The organism is Chryseobacterium sp. SIMBA_028, from assembly GCF_046535285.1.
Classification (GTDB): Bacteria; Bacteroidota; Bacteroidia; order Flavobacteriales; family Weeksellaceae; genus Chryseobacterium.
Window position 1 is genome coordinate 140276 of the sequence record NZ_JAWRWZ010000009.1, and the last position, 17681, is coordinate 157956.

The 17681-nt window shown below is 34.9% G+C and carries 18 protein-coding genes; 12 read left to right on the forward strand and 6 right to left on the reverse strand.

All coding sequences use genetic code 11. The features are described 5' to 3' along the window. The first annotated feature begins 8 nt into the window (after window positions 1-8). From SCA31_RS13550 to SCA31_RS13580, 7 genes are all read left to right on the forward strand, one after another. Window positions 9-914 (forward strand): transcription antitermination protein NusB, encoded by a 906-nt coding sequence (locus SCA31_RS13550; protein ID WP_410697523.1) that lies wholly within the window; start codon window positions 9-11, stop codon window positions 912-914. Window position 915: 1 nt separating this feature from the next. Next, a complete protein-coding gene (locus SCA31_RS13555) occupies window positions 916-1422 on the forward strand; it encodes a DUF1573 domain-containing protein (protein ID WP_410697524.1) in 507 nt (168 codons plus the stop codon). Between the two features lie 4 nt (window positions 1423-1426). Beyond that, window positions 1427-1780 (forward strand): preprotein translocase subunit YajC, encoded by a 354-nt coding sequence (gene yajC, locus SCA31_RS13560; protein ID WP_410697525.1) that lies wholly within the window; start codon window positions 1427-1429, stop codon window positions 1778-1780. Between the two features lie 98 nt (window positions 1781-1878). Next, window positions 1879-2613, forward strand: coding sequence for an SDR family NAD(P)-dependent oxidoreductase (locus tag SCA31_RS13565; protein WP_410697526.1), 735 nt, complete (start codon window positions 1879-1881; stop codon window positions 2611-2613). Window positions 2614-3002: 389 nt separating this feature from the next. Further along, a complete protein-coding gene (locus SCA31_RS13570; RefSeq protein ID WP_410697527.1) occupies window positions 3003-3857 on the forward strand; it encodes a mechanosensitive ion channel family protein in 855 nt (284 codons plus the stop codon). Window positions 3858-4002: 145 nt separating this feature from the next. Next, on the forward strand, window positions 4003-4572 hold the full coding sequence (locus tag SCA31_RS13575) for a Crp/Fnr family transcriptional regulator (protein WP_410697528.1): 570 nt from the start codon (window positions 4003-4005) through the stop codon (window positions 4570-4572). A 209-nt stretch (window positions 4573-4781) separates the two neighbouring features. Further along, on the forward strand, window positions 4782-6050 hold the full coding sequence (locus SCA31_RS13580) for an adenylosuccinate synthase (RefSeq protein ID WP_410697529.1): 1269 nt from the start codon (window positions 4782-4784) through the stop codon (window positions 6048-6050). 38 nt (window positions 6051-6088) lie between these two features. On the opposite strand, the gene SCA31_RS13585 is transcribed toward SCA31_RS13580, so the two are convergent. The 3 genes from SCA31_RS13585 to SCA31_RS13595 form a co-directional block, all read right to left on the reverse strand. Continuing rightward, window positions 6089-6688, reverse strand: coding sequence for a hypothetical protein (locus tag SCA31_RS13585; protein WP_410697530.1), 600 nt, complete (start codon window positions 6686-6688; stop codon window positions 6089-6091). 56 nt (window positions 6689-6744) lie between these two features. Further along, window positions 6745-8499: an aspartate--tRNA ligase gene (gene aspS / locus SCA31_RS13590; RefSeq protein ID WP_410697531.1), complete on the reverse strand. Its 1755-nt coding sequence runs from the start codon at window positions 8497-8499 to the stop codon at window positions 6745-6747. A 136-nt stretch (window positions 8500-8635) separates the two neighbouring features. Then, window positions 8636-8995, reverse strand: a complete 360-nt coding sequence (locus SCA31_RS13595; protein ID WP_410697532.1) for an ankyrin repeat domain-containing protein — start codon at window positions 8993-8995, stop codon at window positions 8636-8638. Window positions 8996-9106: 111 nt separating this feature from the next. Here SCA31_RS13595 and SCA31_RS13600 point away from each other — a divergent pair, with 111 nt between their 5' ends. Both SCA31_RS13600 and SCA31_RS13605 read left to right on the forward strand, forming a co-directional pair. Further along, window positions 9107-10501 (forward strand): MATE family efflux transporter, encoded by a 1395-nt coding sequence (locus SCA31_RS13600; RefSeq protein ID WP_410697533.1) that lies wholly within the window; start codon window positions 9107-9109, stop codon window positions 10499-10501. Window positions 10502-10645: 144 nt separating this feature from the next. After that, entirely contained in the window at window positions 10646-10765 is a 120-nt protein-coding gene (locus SCA31_RS13605; RefSeq protein ID WP_076355030.1) for a 30S ribosomal protein THX, read from the forward strand. 60 nt (window positions 10766-10825) lie between these two features. On the opposite strand, the gene SCA31_RS13610 is transcribed toward SCA31_RS13605, so the two are convergent. The 3 genes from SCA31_RS13610 to SCA31_RS13620 all read right to left on the reverse strand — a co-directional run bounded on the left by SCA31_RS13610 (window position 10826) and on the right by SCA31_RS13620 (window position 13331). Beyond that, complete coding sequence (locus tag SCA31_RS13610; RefSeq protein ID WP_410697534.1) at window positions 10826-11476, reverse strand: DUF937 domain-containing protein; 651 nt, start codon at window positions 11474-11476, stop codon at window positions 10826-10828. Window positions 11477-11559: 83 nt separating this feature from the next. After that, window positions 11560-12819 (reverse strand): protein O-mannosyl-transferase family, encoded by a 1260-nt coding sequence (locus tag SCA31_RS13615; RefSeq protein ID WP_410697535.1) that lies wholly within the window; start codon window positions 12817-12819, stop codon window positions 11560-11562. A 2-nt stretch (window positions 12820-12821) separates the two neighbouring features. Beyond that, complete coding sequence (locus SCA31_RS13620) at window positions 12822-13331, reverse strand: DUF2480 family protein (RefSeq protein WP_410697536.1); 510 nt, start codon at window positions 13329-13331, stop codon at window positions 12822-12824. A gap of 157 nt (window positions 13332-13488) precedes the next feature. Between SCA31_RS13620 and lpxB the strand changes: the two genes are divergently transcribed. The 3 genes from lpxB to SCA31_RS13635 all read left to right on the forward strand — a co-directional run bounded on the left by lpxB (window position 13489) and on the right by SCA31_RS13635 (window position 17647). After that, complete coding sequence (gene lpxB / locus SCA31_RS13625; RefSeq protein WP_410697537.1) at window positions 13489-14592, forward strand: lipid-A-disaccharide synthase; 1104 nt, start codon at window positions 13489-13491, stop codon at window positions 14590-14592. Window positions 14593-14630: 38 nt separating this feature from the next. Continuing rightward, window positions 14631-15722 (forward strand): glycoside hydrolase family 99 protein, encoded by a 1092-nt coding sequence (locus SCA31_RS13630; protein ID WP_410697538.1) that lies wholly within the window; start codon window positions 14631-14633, stop codon window positions 15720-15722. A 152-nt stretch (window positions 15723-15874) separates the two neighbouring features. Further along, window positions 15875-17647, forward strand: coding sequence for a ComEC/Rec2 family competence protein (locus SCA31_RS13635; RefSeq protein ID WP_410697539.1), 1773 nt, complete (start codon window positions 15875-15877; stop codon window positions 17645-17647). Window positions 17648-17681: the final 34 nt, after the last annotated feature.

Consider the following 17681-nt stretch of genomic DNA (forward strand, 5'->3'; position numbering starts at 1 on the left):
CTCTTTGAATGTTAGGAAGACGACAAATCCGTGAAAAAGTAGTACAGACAGTGTATTCATACTATCAGAATCCTGTGAAATTTGATGTTTTAGAGAAAAACATGTTCGCTGGAATAGAGAAAATCTATTATCTCTATATCTATCAGCTTAATTTTTTAGTAGGACTTAAAGATTTAGCGGAACATCAGATCGAAATTGGGAAAAACAAGTATCTGAAAACTGATGCAGACATCAACCCTAACCAAAAATTCATCAACAACCAAGTATTGCTTAAACTGGAAGAAAATCCAGAAAGATTGTTTTTCACAGGTCAGCACAAGCAGCTGAAATGGGATATGCATGATGATTTATTGGTAAAGACTTTCCAAAGAATTACTGCGGGAAAACGTTATCAGGATTTCATGAAAGAAGAAGGATTCTCCTTTGAAGAAGATCAAAAATTTATTGGGAAATTATTCTTAAGATATATTGCTGAAAATGATGATTTTCATGATTATCTTGGAGATAAGGAACTTTCTTGGTATGATGATATTCACATTGCCAACTCAATGGTACAAAAAACAATCGGATTCCTAAGAGAAGATGAAGAAAGCAGAACTCTAATCAAGATGATTAAAGATGAGGAGGATAAAACTTTCGCAGGCAAATTATTGAGAGATACCCTGAATAACTGGGAAAACAATGAGAAAAAGCTTAGTGAGAGATTAGAAAACTGGGATCTGGAAAGAGTTTCTCTAATGGATAAAGTAATTTTATCTACTGCAATTGCAGAACTTGATAACTTTGCTTTCACCCCTTCAAGAGTTATTATTAATGAATATATTGAGATTGCTAAAGTATTTGCAACGGACCGTTCAAATATTTTCATTAATGGTATTTTAGATAAATATTGTAAAGATCAAAATAGAATATAAAATGAAAAAGACGTTATCAATTATCGCCTTGTCAATTATAGGCTTTGGTTTAGTTTCATGTAAAAAAGAAAACAAAGAAACTCAAAGCCCTGAAACTATCGTTGCTGATTCTGCAACTGCTGGAACTCCAGTAATTACAGATTCTACTGCTGCTCCTATTGCAGGTGAAGCCACTGCACCGATTTCTAACGAGCCATCTACTTCTATTGCTTTATCTGAAAGCAACTTCGATTTTGGAAAGATCAAAAAAGGAGACAAAGTAGAGCACGTGTATGAAGTTACCAATACAGGAAAAAATCCTTTGATTATTTCTGAAGTAAAGCCTGGATGTGGATGTACTGCTCCTGACTTTACAAAAGAGCCTATCATGCCTGGTAAAAAAGGAAAAATTACGTTGCATTTTGACTCTTCAAACTTTGACGGAAACGTTCAAAAGTATGCAGATGTTTTTGCAAACGTAGAAAAAGCACCAATTAAATTAACGTTCACGGCGAACATTCAACCATAATAATATGTTGACATTATTTTTACAGGCACAAGGATCTTCACCAATGATGCTGATCATGATGGGTGTGATGTTTGTAGGGTTTTACTTTCTGATGATAAGACCTCAGATGAGAAAACAGAAGCAGGAAAAAAACTTTCAGGAAAACCTTAAGGTAGGAACTAGAGTTGTTCTTACATCTGGTCTTCACGGAAGGATTGCTCAGGTTCAGGATGATGGTTTTGTAATCGAAACATTATCAGGAAAACTGAAATTTGAGAAAGCAGCTGTTTCCAGAGAAATGACAGAAAGTCGTTTTGGAGATAAAGCAAAAACTGCTGATAAGAAAGAAACTGTTACAACAACTGAAGAGAATAAATAATTCAGTTTAAAAAATACCAGTTGCGGCGGGTGAACGAAGTTCACCCGCCGCAACTTTTTTATGTTCTATACTTTTAAAAAAGAAATTATCTTTGCCCCATGAATCCAAATACAAACAAAACTGTTCTTATCCTTGGTGCTAATTCAGACGTGGCAAAGCAATGCATCAAGCAATATCTCGAAAAAGGATTTTCAGTGATGGCAGCTTCCAGAAATACAAAATCTCTGGTGGATTTTATTCAGACCAATAATCTGGATCAATCGAAGTGTTCAGTTTTGTATTTTGATGCCGCTGATTTTGATTCTCATCAGAAATTTTATTCAGAACTTTTCGTAAAGCCTCATATCGTTGTTTATGCTGCTGGTTTCCTGGTAGATAATCAAAAAGCACTGACTGATTTTAAAGGCGCGAAGCAGATGATGGAAGTTAATTATATGGGTGGAGTTTCTATTCTCAGTATTATTGCCATGGATAAAAGTAATAGTAATCTGGAAAGAATCATTGGATTGTCTTCATTATCAGGGGTGAGAGGGCGAAAAAGTAATTTTGTTTACGGAAGTACAAAAGCCGCTTTCACACAATATCTGGCAGGTTTAAGACAGGAGTTAGCTTCCCGTAAAATAGCGGTTAATGCCTTGGTTATAGGCTATATCAGGACAAAGATTAATGAGGGATTGGAACTGAATGAATCCTTGATAATGGAGCCGGACTACGTGGCGAAATTTATCGTTAATGCCGGAAATTCTTTCACCATCGTTCCCAATTTTAAATGGAAAATAATTTATCATATTCTTAGGCTTTTACCGGAAAGTCTAGCTGCGAAACTTCCTTAATTAAAAGGATGAGAAATAATGTTTTTTAAATGTAAAAAACAATTACTCCCATTTTCTATTTATATGTTTCAAATTACAATGAATTGTTGTTGTTTAATAAATAAGAAATTTTAATCTTTGGAAAATCGACTTCGGTATTTTTTTTGTTATTATAGAAAACAAATTATTTCTTCCCGGCAAGAAATTTCTAAAATGATCATTGGTAAAGCGGAAACAATCTGTTCTGCTATCAATCTATTTTCAGTTATAAAATACTATTGACTTTAACTCTAAAGGTTAGGGTTAGATTTTCTTTTGAAAACAGATTGTGTTTTTGTTCAATTTCATTTTAAAATCCTTTTTTTGCCAAGGAAATTAATAGGCTAGTATAAAAATAAGTAGTATATAAAATGGACGATTTAAAATTGAACAACATTCAGCAACATTGGGATACCTTAATTTCTTCAGCAATTTCATGGGCACCAAGAATTTTTACGGCAGTAGTTTCTGCATTACTGATTTATCTGATTGGCTCATGGATGATAAGAATGATTAAGAAGCTTGCCGCAAAAGGATTCCAAAAACGTAATATGGAAGCCTCATTGCAGCATTTTCTTTTAAATATTATCAATTGGGCTCTTAATATTCTACTTTTTATTGTTGTAGTAACTCAATTAGGAGTACAAACCTCAGCGTTTGTTGCCATGATTGGTGCGGCTGGTTTAGCAGTAGGTCTAGCGTTGCAGGGATCTTTGACCAATTTTGCAGGAGGAATTCTTATATTATTATTAAAACCATTTAAAATAGGAGACTTTATCTCTACCAATTCTGGTGTTTCAGGAACAGTACAGGCGATAGATATTTTTCATACGAAGTTGGTCACCCCGCAAAACCACTTAATTGTTATTCCAAATGGAGTAGTTTCAAACAATAGCATTACTAATTTTACCCAGTTAGGTACCCGAAGAACATCATTAGATATTGGGGTTGCCTATGACGCTGATCTTAAGAAGACAAAAGACATATTAATGGGGGTCATTAATAATAATGAATTTGCTCTTACGGATCCTGCGCCACAGGTAGTGGTAACAACGCTTGGAGATAGTGCAATCAATTTATCAATAAGAGTGAGTTCTTCTACAGAGAACTTTTGGAAAATGAATGAGGAACTTATCATTGATTGTAAAGAAGCCCTTGATAAAGCGGGAATTGGAATTCCATTTCCACAAAGAGATGTTCATGTTTATAATAAACAATCAATATAACTCTGATTTCAAATAATAAAAAAACCTGTATGTTATTAATACAGGTTTTTTTCTTTCATCAATAAAAGACTTTGTTGTCAAATGACAATTGTTTTTATCTGTAGCTTTTATATCTTTATATTTCCGCAATTTGTGGGTGAAAGCTATGGAAGAACTTTTTAATTATATCAAGAAATTTGGGCTGCTGAATGAGCAGGATGAGTTACTCATTGCTGAGGGGATTCAGGAGGTTTCTGTACGTAAAGGAGAAGTTTTTGTTGAAGCAGGAAAGGTAAGTCAGAAGATTGCTTTTGTGAAAGAGGGGGTCTTCCGGTCTTTGTATTATAATAAGCAAGGGGATGATTTTACCCGTTACTTTATTTATGAAGGACGGTTTATCGGAGATTTTCAAGGATTTACAGATCAGCTGCCTGCCCACGAATATATTGAAGCCATTACAGATGCGGTACTCCTCGTTATTGATTTAAGGCATTTTAAAACGCTTGAAGAAAAGATTGCTATCTGGCCTGTTTTATTTGCAAGAATTCATGGTTTTGTAGCGGAGAATAAACTTAAGGTGGCAAGCATCATGCTTAATCAGGATGCAAAAGCCCGTTATACTCATTTTCTCAATCATTATCCAGGACTTGCCAACAGAGTTCCACAATCTATGCTGGCTTCTTATCTGGGGGTTACTCCATCTTCGCTAAGCCGAATCAGAAGAAACATTCTATAGAATTATAAGGGCAGTTAAGATCCGCAAAATTTCACTATTATCCATAAAGTTGGTCTTTTAAGCATTCAGTAGCAGTGTGCTTTAATTGTTCATAAACATCAATAATAAGTACTTTTTATATCCTACATTATACAAGTTAGTCCTTTTTGCCAAATGACAATGGTCTCCCTTTTAAACCTCCATAGCTTTGCATCATAAAATATAAATATATGGATATCGTATTAGGATTGCAGTGGGGTGATGAGGGAAAAGGAAAGTTTATTGATCTGATCAGTGAAAATTATGACATTACAGCACGTTTTAATGGAGGTTCCAATGCTGGGCATAGTATAGAACGAAATGGACAGAGAATTACGCTTAAAATGATTCCTTCGGGAATTTTTATGAAGAATGTTCTGAATGTTATTGGGACAGGAACTGTTCTAGATCCTATAAGTTTTAAAAAAGAAATTTTAAACCTTAAGGTGTTTGACGGAACTATTCAGCCGGAAAAAAATATAATCATTTCCCGAAAAGCACATTTTGTACTACCTACCCATAAACTTTTGGATATTTTCATGGAGGAAAGCCCAGAGTATACAACAATTGGGACAACGAAAAATGGTATTGCACAGGCTTATTCAAATAAAATATTAAGACAAAACCTAAGAGTTGGAGATCTGTTTTCCCCAGATTTTAAGAGTAGGGTAGAGCAGGTAATGGAAAGGGAATACCGATTTATTGCCGGAGGAAATAGGGAACTGCCATCTCTTGAGTCCATTACCAACGAATTTTTTGAAGCGGTAGAATTTCTAAAGCAATTTAATATTACGGAAACAGAAATTGTTTTGAACAAAGCTTTGTCTGATGGTAAAACAATATTGGGTGAAGGTTCCCAGGCTGCAATGCTGGATATTGATCATGGTACCTATCCTCACGTAACCTCTTCTTCAACAACAGCTGCAGGGGCTTGTAGCGGATTAGGTATATCACCGAAAAAAATAGGTGATATCTATGGTATTGCAAAAGCTTATTGTACAAGAGTGGGTAACGGTGTATTTCCTACCGAGCTTTTTGATGAGCTAGGTAATGAAATAAGAATAAAAGGGAATGAATTTGGTTCCAATACAGGACGTCCCAGAAGAATTGGCTGGCTAGATCTGCCTGCTTTAAAATATGCAGTAATGATCAACGGTGTTACACAGTTAGTACTTACTAAGGCTGATGTCTTAAGCGGATTGAAATCGGTAGCGATTTGTACACACTATGAACTGGAGGACGGAACCATTCAGTCTGTTTCCGGAATACTTCCAGAAACTGCTAAACCAATCTTAAAATGGATGAATGGCTGGAATGCAGATCTTTCAATTATTGAAGAACCGACTTCGCTTCCACAAGAACTAATAGATTTTCTTTCATTTCTGGAAGAAGAATTGAGAGTTCCTGTGACTTATCTTTCTACAGGTCCGGGAAGAGAACAGATATTGAAAATGAAATAATTTTCTATAAGTATAAAAGCGGGAATTATTTTCCGCTTTTATTTTTCCCAGTTTTTTATAAATTCCAGATCAAGATAATAGTTGGTAGGAATGTATTTGTCAAAGTAAACTTTTGTTGAGGTGTAATGTTGAAAAATTTCGTTTAATTTCGTCTTATCAATATTTGTAAAAGCTGTGAGTGTTAGTAATGAATCGTTTTTAATGTATTCAATGGTAATTTTGGATTTTACACACTCAATACCTTCTTTATTATAGAAAATGTTGGCATAATCATTTTGATCTTTACCCACTCCAAAAACATAGTTCTCTATCATGCAGTGACTCAACTCTACATTTTCAAAGATTTTGTGACGTTTTATATCTTGAATAACAATGTCTTTATTAAAATTTTCAAGAGGAAACCCTTTTTCACTTTCAATAATCGAATGAATATAATAGTAAATAGGAGCAAGGATAAGAATTCCGATTACAAAATAGCCAGCCTTAAAATCTAAACTACTTTTATATTTTGAATAACCAATTCCGTGATAAAAACAAAGGAGGCCAACCAGCCAAATTATCGCGATTGCCCATTTCCATGGTGTCCATTTTTTATTTTTCGGAAGCGGATTACTTATCTTTTCTTCGGATTTATTCATCTGTTGAATTTTCTATTTAGATATAAAAAAAGCGGGGCAAATACCCCGCTTTAAATTTATGCTTTTAAATTTAATTTCAGTTCAAGTTCATCGAGCTGTGCGTCAGCAATAGAAGCCGGTGCGTCGATCATTACATCACGACCTGAGTTATTCTTAGGGAATGCGATATAATCCCTGATCACTTCGTTTCCATCAAGGATAGCCACTAAACGGTCAAAACCGAATGCCAAACCTCCATGTGGTGGTGCTCCGTACTTAAAGGCATTCATCAGGAATCCGAACTGAGCCTCAGCTTCTTCTTTGGTAAATCCTAATAAATCAAACATTTTAGATTGTAGGTCTCTGTCAAAAATTCTGATAGATCCACCCCCAATTTCGTTTCCGTTCAGTACCATATCATAAGCGTTCGCTCTTGCTTTACCAGGATCTGTTTCCAATAAGTGAATATCTTCCGGTTTTGGAGAAGTGAAAGGGTGGTGCATTGCGTGGTATCTTTCAGTATCTTCATCCCATTCCAATAGAGGGAAATCAACTACCCAAAGTGGTGCAAACACATTTCCTTTTCTTAATCCCAAACGGTTTCCAAGTTCCATTCTCAATGCAGAAAGCTGGGCTCTTACCTTATTTTCGTTTCCTGAAAGAATTAACATTAAGTCACCTTCTTTTGCTCCAAATTTTTCAATGATCTTAGAAAGGTCTTCTTCATTGTAGAACTTGTTTACAGATGAGGTTTTTACTCCATCATTCTGGAATTTTGCCCAAACCATTCCTGAAGCTCCAACCTGAGGACGTTTTACCCAGTCTACAAGTTCATCAATCTGCTTTCTTGTATATTCTGCACACCCTTCAACATTAATCCCGACAACCAGTTCTGCCTCATCAAATATTTTAAAGTCTTTTCCTTTTACAAGTTCATTAAGCTCAATAAACTCCATCCCGAAACGGATATCCGGCTTGTCATTTCCATATTTTCTCATCGCATCTGCGAAAGTCATTCTTGGGAAATATCCGAATTCCTGACCTGTAATATCCTTTATAAGGGTTTTGGTCATTCCTTCAAATACATTCATTACATCTTCCTGATCTACAAAAGCCATTTCACAGTCTATTTGTGTAAATTCCGGCTGTCTGTCTGCTCTTAGGTCCTCATCACGGAAACATTTTACAATCTGGAAATACTTATCCATTCCACCTACCATCAAAAGCTGCTTGAAAGTTTGTGGAGACTGAGGTAAAGCGTAAAACTGTCCAGGATTCATTCTGCTTGGTACAACAAAGTCTCTTGCTCCCTCAGGAGTAGATTTGATTAAAACAGGAGTTTCTACTTCAATGAAACCTTCATCAGATAAATAATTTCTTACTTTCTGAGCCATTTTGTGACGTAAAATCAATTTATCCTTTACCGGATTTCTTCTGATATCCAGGTAACGGTATTTCATTCTTAATTCCTCACCACCGTCGGTTTCATCTTCAATGGTAAATGGAGGAAGTTGTGAATCGTTAAGAATTGTTAGTTTCTCAACTAAAATTTCAATTTCTCCTGTAGGAATATTAGGGTTTTTACTTACTCTTTCAATGACTTTTCCGGTAGCCTGAATTACAAATTCACGCCCCAATTTTTTAGCTTCTTCCATCAATTGTGCCGAAGAACGATCCTGGTCAAGAACCAATTGGGTAATTCCGTAACGATCTCGAAGATCTACCCAAATCATAAATCCTTTATCACGGATAGTCTGTACCCATCCTGATAGTGTAACTTCTTCATTCAGATTTTTCAGAGATAGCTCTCCGTTTGTGTGCGATCGAAACATAATTATTTGTTTAAAGTTCAATGTTTAAGGTTCAGCCTCGAACCTTTTTTTTCGTTGGCAAAGATAAGATTTTTACAGGTTTTATAAATAAAAAAAACTCCCTTTCGGAAGTTTTTGAATATTGTTTTTTGATTTTTTAGTTCGTGTTACCACCTCTGGCAATTAATAATTTTACAGTCTCAGGATTTTTTCCTATCTCTGCCAATTCAAGTGGTGTTTGGTTTTGGCATTTCTTATTCACATTTACCTTATTGTCTAATAGAAAAGCTATAAGAGTGTTTTTCCCGGATAATGCACTGAAACCAAGTGGAGAAAACGATTCGTTTCCTACCATGAAACACTTATTATAATCCCCTGGGGTAAACTGCTTTTTAAATGTTGCAATATCATCAGAATGAATGGATTTCATTTTGTCCTGAGTCATTTTCTGAGCTGACAGCATATTGGCAGATGCTAAAATTCCAAAAAGAAAAATTGTAGAGATTATTTTTTTCATAAGAATTATTTTTAAGAATGTACAAATCTAATTAATTTTTATTATCATTTGCCAAGTTTTAGTAATAAATGGATTTGTATTTTTGAATTTATATAAATTATTGATTGACAAATGACAAAATATGTTGACTTTTTGAAAAAAGCCTTTAGCGGTGAAGAAACCGATCTTACAAAGGTTAATATTAGAAGTGCTGTTCTTCTTTTAGCGATCCCGATGATGCTGGAAATGGCTATGGAATCAGTATTTGCCTTAGTTGATCTCTACTTTGTAGGACACTTGAAAGAGAGTGGTTTTGCTATTCAAACAGTGGGACTTACAGAATCTGTCCTTTCCATCATGTATTCCATTGCTATTGGGATGAGTATGGCTGCAACTGCTTTGGTAGCACGGAGAATTGGTGAAAAAAATCCGGAACAGGCATCCAGAAGTGCAGCACAGGTTTTGATGGTGTCGTTTGCCATAACTTTGGTTTTAAGTTTATTTGGGGTAATCTATGCGGAGGAAATTCTGATACTTATGGGGTCGAAACCGGAAGCTGCAGCCTATGGAAAAGACTTTACACGGATTATGATGGGTAGCAGTACAATTATAATGCTTTTATTTCTCATCAATGGTATTTTCCGAGGGGCAGGAAATGCAATGATTGCCATGAAAAGTTTATGGATCGCCAATATTGTGAACATTATCCTTTGTCCTGTTTTGATAAAAGGATGGGGACTTATTCCTGCATTGGGACTTACGGGTGCGGCACTGGCAACTACAATAGGTAGAAGCATAGGGGTGATTTACCAGCTGTATCATCTTTTAGTGGCAGATACCCAAATTCGTATTAAACTGGATTATTTTAAACCCAAGTATGATTTGATTGGATCTATCATAAAAATTGCAACTCCCGGGATTTTTCAGTTTGTGATTGCTTCATGCAGCTGGATTTTTCTTGCTGAGCTGGTCGCGACTACAGGAGGTGAAAATGCTTCAGCGGGCTATCAGACTGCATTAAGATTAATGATGTTCTTTATACTTCCCGCCTGGGGATTAAGTAATGCTGCTTCTACATTGGTGGGACAGAATATGGGAGCCAATGAAATGCTTCGGGCAGAACAATCTGTGATGAAGACTGTGAAATATAACGTGGTTTTCATGCTGGTTGTAAGCTTGATATTTATTTTTTTTGGTAACTTTTTAGTTGGCTTTTTTACCAAGGAAATAGAGATCAAAGACTTTGCTGAAAATGCTCTTCATATTATGAGCATTGGTTTTATTTTTTATGGAGTTGGAATGGTGATGATTAATGCTTTCAATGGAGCAGGAGATACCTGGACGCCAACATGGGTCAATCTTTTTGGATTCTGGCTGTTTCAGATTCCCTTGGCTTATTTTCTTTCAAAATATATGGAAATGGGACCAAAAGGAGTTTTTATCTCAATTCCGGCAGCAGAGACACTGATTACCATCGTAGCTTTTATTTTGTTTAAAAGAGGAAAGTGGAAAACAGTAAAGGTTTAAAGAACTAAATACAGAAAGAAATGCATTACTGTAAAGATGATTAGGAGCAAATTTTTACTTATTTTATAAAACTTTAACAGCTTAATTCTTTGTGTTTTAAGATGATATTTCCTAAATTCGTAGTAACAACAAATAGGTATTACTATGGGAAAAGGAGACAAAAAATCAAGAAGAGGTAAGATCAATTCCGGAAGTTATGGAAAAAGAAGACCTAAAAAGACTTCAAAATCTGTTGTAGCAGTAGAAGAGAAGTCTAAAAAGTAAGCCCCATAAAAAAGACCAAAGAGATATTCTTCGGTCTTTTTTTATTAAAAATTAAATTAACTATTTTCCAAAAATATTTCCTAGGATACCTCCTAATCCGCCTTGTTGCTGCTGATTTCCACCACCGCCAAGTACACTTCCTAATATATCATTCAAAGGGTTACCTGATGATTGAGATTGTCCACCACCCAAAACACTTCCAAGAATGTCATTCAAAGGATTAGATTGTTGAGTTTGAGCCTGGCTGGAAGCATTTCCCAGGATTCCTCCTAAAAGATCTCCTAAGCCTCCTGCACCAACATTGCTTTGTTGTTTTTGTTGACCAATATATCCCATTACTACGGGCGCCAACATGGCAAGAATAGGTCCGATTTTATCTATTGAAATTCCAGTGTTTTGTGATAACTGGTTTTCTACAGTACTCTTTTGTCCACCAAAAATATGGTCAAGAATAGAACCCCCTTCCGCTTGTCTTGCTTCAATTTGTGAAGGATCATTTAAGATACTTCCATTATGATCTTTATCAAGTGCACTGTTTAAAGCTTCAGCTTCTTTTGCATCTTGCGATTTATTTCTAAGATAAGAAATGATAAGAGGGGTAGCAACGGCCAATAGAGCAATTACTTGATTTCTATTGATTCCGAATTTGTTTTCAGCCTGTTCAGCAACCTGGTTGCTGGTATTCCCTGTAAGTAGGTCAAGTAAGCTCATTGTTTGTGTTTGTTTAATGTATTAATTAAACCAAAGTTATCAAAAAATATGCCTCCCAAAATATTTTGGATTCATAATTAGTGTTAAAGTTTTCGGATCTGCTCTTCAGTATAACCTTTGCTTTTCAAGACCTTTATGTATTCCAGGGCACTGAAGGTCATCCAATGGATAGGTTCAGGAGCAACTTTTTTATCAATGGTAAATTCAAGGATGCCGGCATTATTGTTCATCCATGGTAGCAAGTAATAGTTTAGACCTCCCTTATACTTTTTAAATGCATGGGCTTCTTTCCCTTTTTCTGTAGAGAGCGCAATATTATAGCAGAAAACATATCCCAAGGGAATAAGCAGACAGATCCATGACACTTTTTTGAATGAAGCGTATTTTGCTGAAGACAGTCCGTATCCGATGGAAAGCGCAAAAATAATATTGAAAGGGATAAAGAAAACATAATTGTCCGAAACAATATAAAATGTGGAAAAACCATACACCAAGACAGCTGCAACAAAGAATACATAAAACATTTTTTTGTTTAAGCGATATAGCAAAGCAATTCCTGCGATTCCGAAAAATATAAAAATATTGAAGTTATAAACAAGGTAGGTAAAAGATAAAAGGAAGTCTTTTATCAATTGTATCGGTGTCTGTTTTAGTGAATCCTGAACCCAGGTTCCCTGATCTGAAGAGTAAGGGGATTTGAAAGGTAATCCCTGTGCAATATTCAGGATAAATAGGGATGAAAATAATACAATAAAAAGAGCAAACGATGAATACATATACCTTTTTTCTTCTTTGAAATAAAATAAGAAAAGAAGCAAGGCAGGAATCAGCAAAATGTTCTGAATATGTACCCACAGACTGACTCCCAGGAACAAACTGCTCAGTATAATATGCACGTTCTTCTTTTCAATAAAGACTTTTGTCATAGAAAAGAAAAAAAGACTTACCCATAAAGAATTGTAGGTATATACTTCCACAATTTCAGTATTTCTCCAAAAGGAAAAACTGAAGCCAAAGACGATAGCGGCAGTAATGGCAGCCCATTCGGTCCTTGCAATACTTTTTACCGCAAGATAAATAACAGAAACCGTTGCTGCACCTGAAGTAACAACAAGAAACCGACTGGCTTCAATGGCATTAATACCTGTCAGGTTTTTAATTAAAATAGCAGTGTTAGTATATAAAAAATGACTGGTAGCCGTAGCTGTAGTTTCAAATTCACCATTTTCTACAGAAAGAACAAACCCTACACAATCAGCAAAGGGAATTTTTGTAAAACTCCCGATATAATAAATGACTGAAAAAATAAAAAATAAGACTATAGCAGATAGATATCTCTTCATTCTTAGTTCTTTACAATTGGGACATTGGAGCATGCTTCTCCAAACATCAGAGATTTTACTAAAGGTTTTAGCTGTTCTACCAACTCTATATAAGCGTTTTCAGGAATTTCTTTATCCGAACATCCTTTTACCAATACTCTTTTCCCTCTCATATCTTCAAAATCATAAGTCTGGATGGCATTGTGCATCAAAAGAACTTCAAGATCTTCGCGGTTTCCGAATACTATTTTTTTGGTAACATCAGTAATCTTTGCTGTTAATACAAAATACGCCCAAAGCGGAATAATGGTGTCCACAGAATTATAGATGTATACATAACAGTCACTGTATTCCTCAATATTGATTGCTTCTACCTTTTCACGGAAATCTTTCTCCTTCAGGATCATTTCCTGAAAAAGAAAATCCTTAAGGTCAATACCTTTTCTTTCACCCTTTGGAAGTAGAGTAGTAAGGTCAAAATTCACAAGGCCGCTTTCAGCAACTTTATTTCGGATTTCAAATTCTTCTGACATTTTTATCATTATCTTTGAACAAATTTACGAATTAAGATCAATATACATTTTAATTTGTTCTCTATCCTTACCATAGAGACCACCCATGATCCAACAATGAAAGTATTGGGATGTTTCTGATGGTCATTAAAAACAAACAAGAAAGATTTCGGAGGAAATGAAATATTACATTATTGCAGGAGAAGCTTCTGGTGATTTGCATGGAAGTAATTTAATGAAAGCCTTAAAACACAAGGATCCAGATGCAGAATTTAGATTTTGGGGTGGAGACCTGATGGCAGCTCAGGGCGGAACGTTGGTAAAGCATTACCGTGATCTTGCCTTTATGGGATTTTTGGAAGTGGTTATGAACCTAAGAACCATTTTGAATAACATCAAATTTTGTAAAGAAGATATTATTCAAAACAAACCCGATGTTTTGATTTTGGTAGATTATCCTGGTTTTAATTTAAGGATTGCCAGATTTGCCAAAGAACTTGGGATCAAGGTGATTTATTATATTTCTCCACAGCTTTGGGCATGGAAAGAGGGCAGAGTGGAAATTATCAAAAAATATGTGGATGAAATGATGGTTATTCTTCCGTTTGAAGAAGATTTTTATAGAAAACACGGCGTTCATTCCCACTTTGTAGGTCATCCTTTACTGGATGCCATTTCTGATTTAAAGGAAATCAGTATTGAGAAGTTTAAAGAAGAAAACGGACTGAACGAAAAAGAAATCATCGCACTTTTACCAGGCTCCAGAAAACAGGAAGTTGAAAAAATGCTTGAAATAATGCTTTCTGTAAGACCACATTTTAAAAATTATCAGTTTGTGATTGCCGGTGCACCAAGTCTTCCCAAGGAATTTTACCAAAAATACGTTGATGATAGTGTTCACTTTGTTTCCAATAAAACATACGATTTGTTGAGGTGCTCAAAAGCAGCTCTGGTTACTTCCGGAACTGCCACTTTGGAGACTGCTTTACTGAATATTCCTGAAGTAGTTTGTTACCGTGGAAGTAAAATTTCCTATGCCATTGCCAAAAGATTGGTAAAAAACATCAATTACATTTCTCTGGTTAATTTGATTATGGATAGAGAAGTTGTAAAGGAGTTGATTCAAAATGATTTGAATACCAAAAACCTTGTAGATGAACTTAATAAAATCATAGAGGGAGAAAAAAGAGAACAGGTTTTGAATGACTATAGCCTTTTAAGAGAAAAGCTTGGTGGTAAAGGAGCCAGTGATCACGCTGCTGAGGTGATTTTGAGCGTTTAAAAATATCTTTTTTGAGAACCTAAATTACTTTGTTAAAAATGAATTGTTTTAAGAATCTTTTATTATTCATTGTTTGTACGTTTTTTTTCTCAAATAGTTTTGCACAGCAGAACAATTCAAGAGATAAAGTTCAGATCTTTTATTATGGTTGGTATGGAAACCAGTCGATCGATGGAAGTTTACAGCATTGGAACCATGAAATAATTCCTCACTGGAGTAATCCCAAGTGGAATAATCTAGGACATTACAAAGGAGGAGATGATATAGGGGCCAATTTTTATCCGGCTTTAGGTAACTATAGTTCCAGCGAAGTAAAGATCATTAAAAAGCATATGAAGATGATGAAAGAGGCTGGGGTTGGTGTGGTTATTCTAAGTTGGCTAGGTAAAGATTCCTTTACAGATAAAAGTGTAAAGAACTATCTGGATATTGCAGATCGTTTCAACTTAAAAGTAGCTTTTCATATAGAGCCATTTTATAAAAATATTACGGAGCTTCGGGACCAGCTTTCATATCTGGTAAAAACCTATTCTAAGCATCCTGCTTTTTACAAAAAGGATGGGAAACCTCTGTACTACGTATATGATAGTTATAAAATTGCTCCGGAAGAATGGTCAAAACTCTTGTCCAAAGATGGAGAGAAGACAGTTCGAAATACAGAGCTAGATGCTGTTTATATTGGACTGTGGGTTGAGAAAAACGATTCTGTTTTTTTTGATAAAGCCAGTTTTGATGGGTTTTACACCTACTTTGCCAGTGAGGGATTTGTTTTTGGTAGTACTACTTCTAATTGGGATTTTCTTTCCAACTATGCAAAGGAGCATCATCTTATCTTTATACCTTGTGTAGGCCCTGGATATTCTGATACAAGAATACGACCTTGGAATGAAGCCAATTTTAAAAGCAGGGACAACGGTAAATACTACGAAAGGATGTTTGATGCTGCTGTAAAAGTAAATCCGGAGTTTATTGGAATTACATCATTTAATGAATGGCATGAGGGAACACAAATAGAACCTGCTATTCCTAAAAAGGCTGAGAATTTCACATATGAAGATTATGGTAGTGATCCATGGTTTTACATTAAAGAAACTAAGCAATTGACCGATAAATTTTTGAAAACAAGATGAATTTAAATTTTTTATTGCAAACCCTATTGTTTGCGGTAAAAAAATAAGCGTTCTATTGCTCTGTTTAATAAGAGCAGATATGGTTATTTAGCAATCATAGAGCTTATATTCAATTGATTAATTTCCTACTTTGGAGATGTAATTAATTGATTTTGAATAGGCAACCTATCTTTATTTTAGCCATATGCTTTATCCTTGGAATTTTTTTTCAGGACAGAATTTTGTTGGAAAAAAATGCAGTCTATGGGGTGGGAGTCATTAGCCTCTGCCTTTTAATCTCAATGTTTTTTCAGTCTTATTTTTTTCATAAAATCAGAGCCATTTTGCTGGGGTTGCTATTCTTTGGAACAGGTATTATACTTCATTTTTATAATACTGGTTCTGCATATGCGGAAGGACCTGTAAAAAAGAAAGAAACAGTTACTTTTAAAATTTCTCAGAAATTAAATTCTACTGAGAAATATCGAAAGTATGATGGGGAAGTACAGGCAGGATCAATGAACTTTAACTCTATTCTTTATCTTCCAAAAGATAGTGAGGAGCTGGACTTTACACACTATTATCAAGCAGAAGCCTACATTACAAGACCTCATCACCCACAATATGATTTTCAGTTTGACTATGCCTGTTATTTGAAAAGGAAAAATATTGAATATCAGATCTATTTTTCAAAGAAAATACTTTCTGTAGAAAGAAATGATATGAATTTTACAGATTATATAAAACAGCATAGGCTCAACGTTCTGAAGAAAATTGATAAAGCAGGAATATCCGGAAAAACCAGGGAGTTTTTAAAAGGAATTATTCTTGCAGACAGAACGGAAATGGATGCAGACACAGTACAGGATTTCAACAGATCAGGATTGGTGCATTTTTTGGCAATTTCAGGAACTCATATCGTTGTGATCTTCGGGATCTTTTACTTTTTGATCGTTCGCTTTACTCCTTTACAGTTCAGGAAATATGCTGTGATTTCAAGCTTAGGATTTATCTGGTTGTTTGCTGCTTTTATTGGCTTTGGGAATTCTGTGTTGAGGTCCTGCATCATGCTGAGTGTTTATTTTATCTTCGTATTGCTTCAGAGAAAACCGGATTTACTTCACTCATTAGCACTATCAGCATTTGTTATTCTGATTTTGGATACCCAGCAGCTTTTTGATGTTGGGTTTCAACTGAGCTTTGCTGCGGTACTGGGGATATTTTGGTTAAATCAACCCCTGCTAAAATATTTTCCAAAACCAGATCATTATTTTAAGAAATTGATTTTTAATACAATTACAATATCCCTTTCTGCCCAATTGGCCACTCTTCCTTTGGTTTTGTATTATTTTCATCAATTTTCCCTTGTTTCCATTATTGCTAATTTTATCATAGTTCCTTTTTCTGAAATAATTATTGTCTTTTCATTCCTAATGACAGCTCTTATTGCCCTTGGAATTAATTTTATATTTATAGATAAAGTGTATGACTTCATTATTCAGATTTTATTGAGGGTCATTCACTGGTTTGCGGAGGTAGATTTATTATTTATTAAAAATATTCCGATGAATCTGACTGAAGTATTGGCTGTATTAGTGATCTTATATTGGCTAAGACCAATGATTCTAAAATTTAACTTTAAAAATGGCATCAATTTGACAATGGCTTGTTTGTTCTTTTTCATGATAAGGATGGGATTTGATATTTTTGAAAATCAAAAAGAAGAAATACTGCTGCATACCTTTAATAAAAGTAAAATTGTTTCTCTAAAAAAAGGAAGTAAAGCCTGTTTTTGGATTCCGGATATAGCAGACCAGGAAAAGGTTTCACGATTTATTGTTGCTCCTTATTGCTCCTCGCGAAGAATAGATGATTTTGAAATAAAAATAATTCCCCCATCGACTCAAAAAATAGTTTTCAGAGATCATATCTACGAAATAAAATAAGGTTTTCTCTTTTTTTTATTTTCCTTTATTTTAT